Annotated in this window: 5 protein-coding genes; 1 reads left to right on the plus strand and 4 read right to left on the minus strand. The window is 61.0% G+C overall.

Features of this window, described 5'->3' with window-relative positions; all coding sequences use genetic code 11:
* Positions 1-29: 29 nt before the first annotated feature.
* Entirely contained in the window at positions 30-3,455 is a 3,426-nt protein-coding gene (locus F8A90_RS10105) for a sensor domain-containing phosphodiesterase (protein ID WP_200016914.1), read from the plus strand.
* A 342-nt stretch (positions 3,456-3,797) separates the two neighbouring features.
* Here the strand turns inward: F8A90_RS10105 and F8A90_RS10110 are convergent, their stop codons facing one another.
* The 4 genes from F8A90_RS10110 to F8A90_RS10125 all read right to left on the minus strand — a co-directional run bounded on the left by F8A90_RS10110 (position 3,798) and on the right by F8A90_RS10125 (position 9,758).
* Positions 3,798-5,900, minus strand: a complete 2,103-nt coding sequence (locus F8A90_RS10110; RefSeq protein ID WP_200016915.1) for an HlyD family efflux transporter periplasmic adaptor subunit — start codon at positions 5,898-5,900, stop codon at positions 3,798-3,800.
* Positions 5,901-5,903: 3 nt separating this feature from the next.
* Entirely contained in the window at positions 5,904-7,202 is a 1,299-nt protein-coding gene (locus F8A90_RS10115) for an efflux RND transporter periplasmic adaptor subunit (protein ID WP_200016916.1), read from the minus strand.
* 74 nt (positions 7,203-7,276) lie between these two features.
* Positions 7,277-8,089 (minus strand): efflux RND transporter periplasmic adaptor subunit, encoded by an 813-nt coding sequence (locus F8A90_RS10120; protein ID WP_200016917.1) that lies wholly within the window; start codon positions 8,087-8,089, stop codon positions 7,277-7,279.
* A gap of 37 nt (positions 8,090-8,126) precedes the next feature.
* A complete protein-coding gene (locus tag F8A90_RS10125) occupies positions 8,127-9,758 on the minus strand; it encodes a TolC family protein (protein ID WP_166019926.1) in 1,632 nt (543 codons plus the stop codon).
* Between the last annotated feature and the right edge of the window lie 96 nt (positions 9,759-9,854).

Here is a 9,854-nt window from a genome sequence, read left to right on the forward strand (position 1 = left end):
TCTCGACCGTGTCAGCCCGTCAGGCCGCCATGCTGACAATTATGTCACAGCCATCCCTGACGCTCTTACCTCTCCCCCCCTGCATCCTCTTGACCCCAGCGTCCTTTCTGCCCCCAGCGCTCCCGACGCCAACAACGGTGAGGCAACGCTTTACTGTGATAGTCTGCGATCTTGATCTCCCCATCACCGTTACAGACAGGGAAGGCTGCGACACGATGCCAGATTCTCTCGGGCTTGATACATCCATTATTCCCAATTGGATCAAGACATTGCGGCATGAAGAGGATCATCAGGCCCTGATGATCCTTGAGCTGGCTGCCGACCTGGCTGGCGCTCCCATGGCGATGATCAACCTGCGTGATGGCGAGCAGCTCAAGCGCTGGTTGAGTCTGGACGACAACGTGCAAGAGTCCGTCTCCATCAACGATGCGCTGTGTGGCGCGGCGGTACTGCAAGCCAGCCCCCTCATCACGTGTGACGCCCGTCAACATCCGGAACTCGCCGGTTGCAGTTCGGTCCTTTTCGATGGCATTCGTTATTACATCGGCCTGCCTCTCAAGGCAGACAATGGCGAGATAATCGGCTGCATGAGCCTGGCAGATGCTGAGCCGCGTCAACAATTGCCCAGCCCGGACGTCCTCGCCCGGCTGGACAAGCTCGCGGACCTGGCGACCGAGGCGCTGAAACGCCAGGTCAATCAAAGCTACCTCAATGCAGAATTCGCAGACAGTCAGTCACGCGCCAGCTGGATATTGCGCAGCATTTCCGATGGCATCATCGAATGGAAAACCGGCAACGAGAGACTGACCATCTCTACCCGCCTGGAAAACCAGTTAGGGTATGAAGCCGGTACACTCGACACCGCACTCGAGGCGTTGCATGAGAGAGTCGCGCCCGACATGCGTGACGACTTCAAGGCCTTGATCAACGCCAAGCGACTGAGCGAAACGCCTTTCAATTGTGAGTTGCTGATCCGCACCCAGCAGGGAGATCATCGCTGGTTCGAGCTGCGCGCTCAATTCGAGGTCAGAAACGGCGCGCCCTACCGCTTCATCGGCTCATTGCTGGATATCCATCAGCAGCATCTGGCCAAGGATGCCCAGGCCGACAAGCTACGCCGCTATGAACGTCAGCAGGCGGCCTTGATCGAGCTCGGCAACACTCGCCATGATGAGAGCGCGCAGCTCGACAGCCTGCTGCCGTGGTTATGTGAGCAAGTCGCCAAGGGCCTGCAGATACGCAAGGTAAGCTTCTGGTACATGAATGAAGACCGCGACTGTCTTTCGCTTGCCCATGTCCATGATGCGTGGGTCCCACCGCCGCACGATGCCACGCATGACACAGTCCCCACTCGCCTTACCCGCACCCATAACCGGGTCTATTTCGAGGCCCTGGATGCCGGGCATGCTCTCGCCTTGGCCGATGTGACCAAGGCCAACCAGGAACTGCTGTTTGATGGCACCTTCCGCTGCAGCGTGAAGGCCATCATCGACAGCCCGATACGAGTGGCGGGCCAGGTGGTGGCCGTCATCTGCTGTACGGAAAGCAATGCCCCACGCGAATGGGCAGATGATGAGCAGGCGTTTCTGGCCTCGGTGGCGGATCACGTCTCACAGCTCATGACCGAATTCGAGCAACAGGCCTCTCAGAAACGCCTGCGTGCCAGCGAGCGACGCTACCGCGCCACCTTCGAGCACTCAGCTGTCGGCATGGCGCACCTGAGCACCAGTGGCCAGCTGTTGCGCGTCAATCAACGACTCGAGAGCATCCTGGGCTACACCGTTGCCACCTTGTCCCAGAGTGTGATACGCGAATTGATCGAACCAGAGGACCTGGAAAGCTTCCTGCAACAACATCAGGCGCTGATCGAGCAGCGCAAGGACTTCTTCACCCAGCAATGTCGCTTCATCCATGCCTCCGGCAACTCGGTGCATGCAGAGATCAGTGTCTCTGCGGTCGAGGCTACGCCAGACCAGGATGGCTATACGCTGCTGGCGCTGATCGACAACACGCTCAATCACACCATGTCGCAGCGCATGGCCCACGAGGCCAACCACGACAGCCTGACGGGCTTGCTCAATCGTGGCGCCTTCAAGCGTGAACTGACGACACTTTGTGATGATGCGCGCGCCACCCGCGCTCTGCATTGTCTCGCCTACATCGATCTGGACCAGTTCAAGGTCGTCAACGACACCTGTGGCCACTCGGCCGGCGATGCGCTATTGATCCAGCTGGTCGACGTCATTGCCGCCGGCATGCGCAAGCAGGATCGTCTCGCACGCCTGGGAGGGGATGAATTCGGCTTGCTGATGCCCGACATGACGCTGGACGCCGCCGAGGCGCTGCTCGAAGAGATGCGCCAGTCCGTCACCAACTTCCGATTCATGTGGGATGACAAGCTGTTCACCATCAGCACCAGCATTGGCCTGGTGAGCATCGACAGCAATCACAACGACCCGCATCAGCTGCTGAGTGCCGCCGATGCTGCCTGCTATGAAGCCAAGGATGCCGGGCGCAACCGCATCCATCGTCACAGTGAATCCGGTGATGAAGTAGCACGACGCATGCAGGAAATGCACTGGCTGACAGAAATCACCGCAGCCATCGAAGAGCAGCGCCTGGTGCTTTACCAACAGCCGATAGTCAGCACCCTCGCCACTGCACAAGCCGTCAATGCAGAGCCAGGCGAGGGTCCGCACTGCGAGCTTGACTGCGCTCTACATTACGAAGTGCTGGTGCGCTTGAAGGGCCGGGATGGCACCATCATTGCGCCGGGCGCCTTCCTGCCTGCGGCGGAGCGTTATGGCCTGTCCGCCGCCATCGATGAACATGTCATTCGCCAGTACCTGAGCTGGCTGGCGGCGCACCCTGCGCATGCCCAGCGACTCACCATGGTGTCACTCAACCTATCCGGGCACTCCATCAGCAGTCCGAGCTTTCGCGACCTGCTGGTCACGCTGGTCCGCGACAGTGGCATCCCAGGTGACAAGCTGTGTTTCGAGATCACCGAATCCGTTGCCATCACGCGGCTGGGCGACGCTCGCGCCTTCTTCGAGGCACTCGGCGCACTCGGCTGCTCCTTCGCGCTGGATGACTTCGGGAGTGGAGTCTCCTCCTTCGGTTATCTGAAAAACCTGCCCGTCGACTTCCTGAAAATCGATGGCGCCTTCATTCGCGACATGGACACCAACCGTGTCTCCTACTCCATCGCACGCGCCATTGCCGAGGTCGCACGTGAAATGGGCATGAAGACCGTGGCGGAATTCGTGGGAAGTGCGCAGGTACTTGCCTCCGTGGCCACGATCGGCGCCGATTATGTGCAGGGCTATGCGCTGGGCATGCCGGAGCCACTCGAGACAATCGCCATCTGCTCCAATATTGATGACGACCACGGCAAGGGCATGTTGACGGAGCGGCCTCCAGCCCGGCATCCAGGGTCAATGACGCTCGAATAGTGCGACCTCTTGCTCCCAGGGCTGGCTGAATCAGGGCTTGTTGAGTCAGGGACTGCTGAGCAAGAGGCTTGCCGAATCAAGGCGGAGCGCCCATGGGCGCCCTACAGAGCAGAGCGCGGCCTTTCTCCGAAATCACACAAAGCCTTGTTCCAAAGCTCTCTTTCCAAAGCCCTATTTCCAAAGCCCTATTTCCAAAGCCCTCTCCATAAGCCCTGTCGTCAAAAGTCCGCTCTGCAGAATCAGACGAAAGAAGCCCAGCCTCAGAGCGGCAAACGCTACTCAAAGGCTGGGCTTCTCTGCACTGTTTCAGAAGGCTGGGTGCAGGAGAGAAGGTTAGTGGTGTCAGAAACCGGATTCGCGACGCCAGACCCCCACCACTTCACGCCAGGTTCGGCTCAACAGGCTGCGCGGCTCAGTCTCGACATTGACCATGCCGCGCCGGCCAGGCATCGAGAGTGCCAGCGCCTGAGAGAAATCCACTGGCTCAAGCGTGACCCGATAGAGGCTGCGCATCAGTTCCAGCTGCCCTTCATCACCCTCGCGAACCTTCAAGTCACCACCATAGGGCGCGGCCATTTCCGGCTGCTCAAGCACTGCGACTGCCTGAGGCTCGACGCTGACCACGCGCATTTCCAGCGGCTTGCCTACCGGCGCCAGCGGATAGAACCAGGCAGTGGCTCCCTCATCGACGCGCAACACCTCTTCCTCTTCCACCCAGGCCGTCAGAGTCACCTGCCGGGGATTGCGCAGCGTCATCACCCACTCCCCTTCACCGACCCAGCCCCCTGCTTTCAAGGCAGGATTGAGCGAGTGCACCTTGCCGGTGAATGCCGCCTCCAGCTGACCGGTCGCCTGCTCGGCTTGCAGCGCGCTGACCCGTTGGCGCTGCACGTCAAGATCGGCCTGCACCACCGGGCTATCCTGCAGCAACCTGCGATCCAGACCACTGGCGGAGCGGCGCCAGTCCAGCTGTTCCACGCGACGCTCGGCACTGGCAAGCCGCTGGGCGACTTCCGGGGCACTGATGGTAGCCAGCGCTTGACCGGCGCTCACCTCGTCCCCCTGGGCGACATCGAGACTCAGCCGGCCACCGAAGGGCGCTTCGAGACGAGCCGAGGGTTGCTCCAGCCACCCTGGCAGGCGCAACTCACTCTGCCAGGGCCAGATCAGCAAGGCTCCCAGCGCCACGACGATCACACCGGTACGCAACAGAGCCAGATTGGCGCGTGGCTTGCGACCTTCACTGAACCAGCGCCGAATTTCATTCACGATTGGCCGCATGATGAAGTACCAGATCTCGACGGCGAACAGCACGATGCCGAGAAGCTTGAAGAAGAAGTGATAGACCGCCAGGGCGATCCCGAGAAACAGCAGCAGGCGATATACCCAGACGCCCACCGCGAATAGCACCAGGGCACGCTGCGGACGCTCAGGCGGCGCTTCCTTGAAGGCAAATAGCCATTCACGCAGCTGCCAACGTGCCAGCGCCTGGGAGCGGGGTTCAAGATTGGGCTGTCGCCAGGCATCGGACAGCAGGTAATAGCCATCGAAGCGCATCAAGGGATTGAAGTTGACCAGCGCCGACATGATCCAGGTCGTCGTCGCCAGCCAGAAACACAGGGTGCGCGGCAAGCCTTCCGGCAACAGATGCCAGCATAGTAACGCCAGTACCGCGATCGAGAGCTCGACCGCGACACCCGCGATATCGACGCCAACTCTGTCCCGGGCCTGGGTGAGTCGCCAGGCATCACTGGTATCGGTGTAGAGCACCGGCCAGCCGACGATGAAGGCCACACCGATGGTCGGGACGCGCGCGCCCTTGGCCTTGGCGACGAAAGCGTGCCCCAGCTCATGCAGTATCTTGACGAAGACCAGCGCCAGCCCCAGCGTCAGCCAGCCGCCGACAGCGCCCAGTGCCGCGAAGCTCGCGATGAAGGTATCCAGCTGGCGTACCGTCAGCCATAGGCCTACCAGAAACAGGACCGCCAGGCTCCAGAAGAAGCCGCGGCTGCCCAGCCAGCGTACCTTGTTGACGTGCCGGCTCAGCCAGCGATCCGGATTGGCCAGCGGAATGCGCACGAAGAGATAGTGATGCATCAACCACTTGAGCCCCGTGGGGCGCGACTCAAGACGGCGTTGGTAGCGTTCCTGCTGCCCGGGGTCCCCGCGCACCAGATCATGCTGACGCAGAAATTCCGATAGGGCGCGCAACTGCTCACCAGGCACTTCACGACCGAGACTGGCACTGGCCTGTTTGGCGGCTGCCGCTTCCTGGCCACCGCGAATGAAGGGCAGCAATTCGATGGCGGCCTCGCCCAGCCGATAGAAGCGCTGGGCGACCGGGTCATGCAGCAACCAGCGCCGTTTGCCATCGCGATCCTGCTCGACGGGGTGCAACTTGAGATCTTCGCGTAACACGGCCAACGGGGGAGTCTGTGAGATCATGCCTTACCACCCGGTCCAGCTGCGCAGCGTGGCCCACGGGCGACGGAACAGGTAATAACCCAGCGTGACCTGCTCACCCTCTACCTTGGCCGTCCCCCGCCAGCCGACGCGCGGCAGGTTCTCGGCATCGCTCAACACGGCATGCGCGCGATAGGCGAGCTCGCCATCCGGTGCCAGCTCGGCCCGATAATTGACATGCGTCAACCGCGCTTCACGAACCTGTGAGGGGTCGACGTTCAAGAACAACGAGACCTCGGCGCCTTCCGACAGCGGAATGTTGTCGGCACTCGGCAGCCAGATTTCCACCTCGGCGCCCCGGGTGTCGGCCACTTCCAGCAGACGCTCGCCAAGCCTGACCGGGCGCCCTGCCCAATCACTGGTATCGCCAAGGATCGCTACCCCACCCCGCGGCGCTTCAACCCGTACACGCGTCAGCTGTGTTTCAAGAAACTCGACGTCGGCACGCGTCTGGTCCACCCGCGCCCTCAACAGCGGCACCTCGGCACTGGCCTCGCGCTCGGTGAAGGAGCGCTGCCGGGCACGCGCATATTCAGCCTGTGCCACCGCCATGGCCTGATTGGCTTCTGCCAGCCGCCCCTTTAGCTCGGCATCATCGAGACTCGCCAGCAACTGGCCCTTCTCCACCACCTGATTGGGCGCCACGGACAAGTCCTTGAGCACGCCATCCAGGGGCGAGCGGATGATACTGCTGACCTCCGGCACCACTTCCGCCTGCCCCAGTACGGAAAGGCGAACCGGTACCAACATCAACAGACCGATCACCACCAAGGCCGCGCCCCACAGCAGACGTTTGCCCACCGGCTGGCGCCTGCGCCCCGAATGACGTGCCAGCACGTTCTCGGCACCTTGCACCCAATGGGTCAGCAGGCGTTGTTCGGCTTCATTCCAGGGCTTCTCGCGCAACAACAGCAAGCCACCCTCGATACGGCCTCGCCATACCATGGGCACCCAGAGTCCTTCACGCGGCCAATACTCACTCCAGTCTTCGGCAAGAGAGGCATCACGCTCCTTGAGGCGCTCCGGCGTCAGTGACATGACCTGCTCGGGCCTGGCCGCCTGTGAGTCACCTGCCTTGGTGGAGGCGACCTGACGATCGAGATCAAATGCCTTGATGACGCGTCTTGCCCAGTGCAAGTAGGGACTCTGCTGCTCGACATCAGTGGCACCGGAGTGTGACGAGAGCTTGCCATTGCTGACCAGCAACATCTGGCGCGCGGGGAAGAGGTAGCCTGTGTCATTGACCAGCACATACTCTGCTTCCTTGCGCCCCTTGGCGCTCATCAAACGCTTCTGCAAGGTGATGAGCCCCGCCAGGCGATCTGTCGTGACATTGCCTGGCATTTCGACCCGCCGATTCATTGTGCCGCCTCTCCACTATCCACATCTTCGAGGCTGGAAGGACTCAGAGAGGGAAAATGCACCTCACCACTCATGCCGGGCTTGATGCCGCCATCCGGCTTGGCATCCGGCCGCGCGATCACCTTGAGGGTCTGGCTGACCGGGTCAATGTTGTCGACGACGCGCACGATCTTGCCGGAAAGTTCCGCTCCCGTGGCATCTGCGATGAAGGTCATCGGTGTGCCTGCGCCGACCTGCCCCAGCCACATGGCGGGAATGACGGCCTCGATCTCGAGCTCATCGGAACTCACCAGCTCCATCATAGGCTCGCCATTGGAGACGAACTGATGAGGATTGACCGCACGCGAGACCACTTCTGCATCGAAGGGCGCCGTGATGGTGCAATCACTGAGATAGACATCCGACAGCTTGACCGAGGAACTGGCCTCATTGACCGCTGCTCGCGACAGATCCACGTCCAGCTGGCTGACATTGTCATAGCGCGCCAGCTGCTTGTTGACCTTGTACTGGGAACTTGCACCGGACAGACGCGCACTCGCGACTGCCCGCTCCGCCTTCAGAGAACGACAATCGAAGCGCACCAGCACATCGCCCTTGTTGACCTCTTCCCCGACACGCCGATTGACTTCGAGCAGGCGCCCCGAAAGAGGCGCCGCCAGAATGGTGGAATTGACAGCACTGACCTGACCGCGAACGGTCGGCTGATCCGCCCCGTGCGCAACACCCATCAGCCCGGGCAGCATGGCGACCAGCAGGGTTCCCCCCAACCTCGCCATGTCGCGATTGATACCTTTACCTGCGATCATCATCGTCAGCATCCCTGTTGAAATATGGCGGGAGGCTAGCTTACAGACTGGCCTGACCGTCCTGTGCTTGGGTTGTGTCGGACTGGGCTTCCAGCCAGAGTGCCGGGTCCTGCAGTGGCAGGCTGCCGCCTGACCACTGGCGGAAGGAGGCATCCAGATTGCTGGCCAGCGTATCGACGTCGTAACGCTGGTAATCCTCGGGCACCGGATTGAAGCCCAGACTGAACAGGAAGCCACCATAGGCGTCCTGTGCATCAGCGTAAGCCAATGAATTGCTCAGCACGGAGTTCAAGGCCTTGGCCTGATTGAGCAGGGATTGCGTCCCTGAGATCGCACGGCTAGCACGCGCCTGCTTGCTGAAGTCCGCGATCTGCTCATCCAATGCCTGGAAGCGCTGCGCGATCGCCAGGCTATCCAGCGAGTTGTGGTACTGCTGCCAGCCCAGATTCACCCGTGCCAGCGTCGCCATGTTGCTGGCGAGACGACGCGCTTCGACCATCTGGTCACGCGCCTCGTTCTGAGCCTTGATCTCATCGATCGCGAACAGACGGAAGATATTCCAACTGACTCGCACACCCGCCTGTGCCCAGGTGTCGTTGTAGAGGTAGCTGTTGCTGTCGTAATTGGCGCTGTAGGAGAACTCCAGCCCCGGCAGCAGTCGCACCATGCTCTTGCGCGCTTCACGTTGCGCGATGCGCGCATTGTAGAGCTGACCGACGTACTCTCCGCTGTTGGCCAGCGCGACACGCTCCAACACATCCAGGTCATTGGAAGGCAACGGAGGAAGTTCCGGCAACTCACTCGGCGCCTGCAAGGGGATCTCGACATTGGGCGCCTGATTGATCAGGCTCGCCAGTTCGATCTGCGAAGTTTCGACGGAACGCTGCAAGCTCTTCAGATTGCGCATGATGGAGAGCAGCTGGCGCTGCTCCTGCAGGACATCCAACGGCGCCCGCAATCGTTCGCGCTGGATCTGATCCAGCTGCGCGAGCGCCTTTTCGGTATCTATCAGCAAGGCATCGATGCGCGGCTTCAACTTCTGCGTCACCGCAGCCTTCCAATAGGCGCTGCGCGTCTGCTGAAGCAGCTTGGCCATGATGTCACGCCGGGCGTTCTTGACGATCAGGAAGCGGTCCGCCTCCTGCTTGGCCTTCAGGTAGCTGACACCGAAATCCAGCACGTTCCAGGAAAGGCGCAGATCGGCATCCGTCCGATCCTTGTCGACAGAGGTCGACTGGGCAAGACTCTGCACGCCGGTACGCACGTTCTCGCTCGAGGAAGCATCTTCATTGTTTCGGCTGGTGAAACCGGCATTAGCCGCCAATACCGGCAGCATGTCCATCTTGGCCAGATTGAAGCTCTGCTCGGCCAACGCCTGCTCCATCAGCTTGACGCGATTGTCGAGGTTGTACTTCAGCGCACGCGCCATCGCATGATTGAGATCCAGCGGCTCGGTGATGGCCGGTGTCATCTGCTCGAAGAGCATTTCATCGCTCTGGATGGCAGTCGCGATATCCTGGCGATCCAGAGGCTCAGGTTGCACGGTGCCACATGCCGACAAGGCAATGCCCGCGGCGCTGATGGCAACCATCGTCGCCAGAGTCTTGAGGCGACCCCGCCCGCGCGACTCAGACAACGCCCGGGCGGTTTCCGTTGTTTTGTTTCCCGTCATGATCTCGCCTCGTTCCCTTGCTCTTGTTCACCCACCCCTTGATATGGGGCAGGCGGACACCTTGTATTGGACAAGCTCACTTTCTCGCTATCGTGA

Source organism: Cobetia sp. cqz5-12, from assembly GCF_016495405.1.
GTDB lineage: Bacteria > Pseudomonadota > Gammaproteobacteria > Pseudomonadales > Halomonadaceae > Cobetia.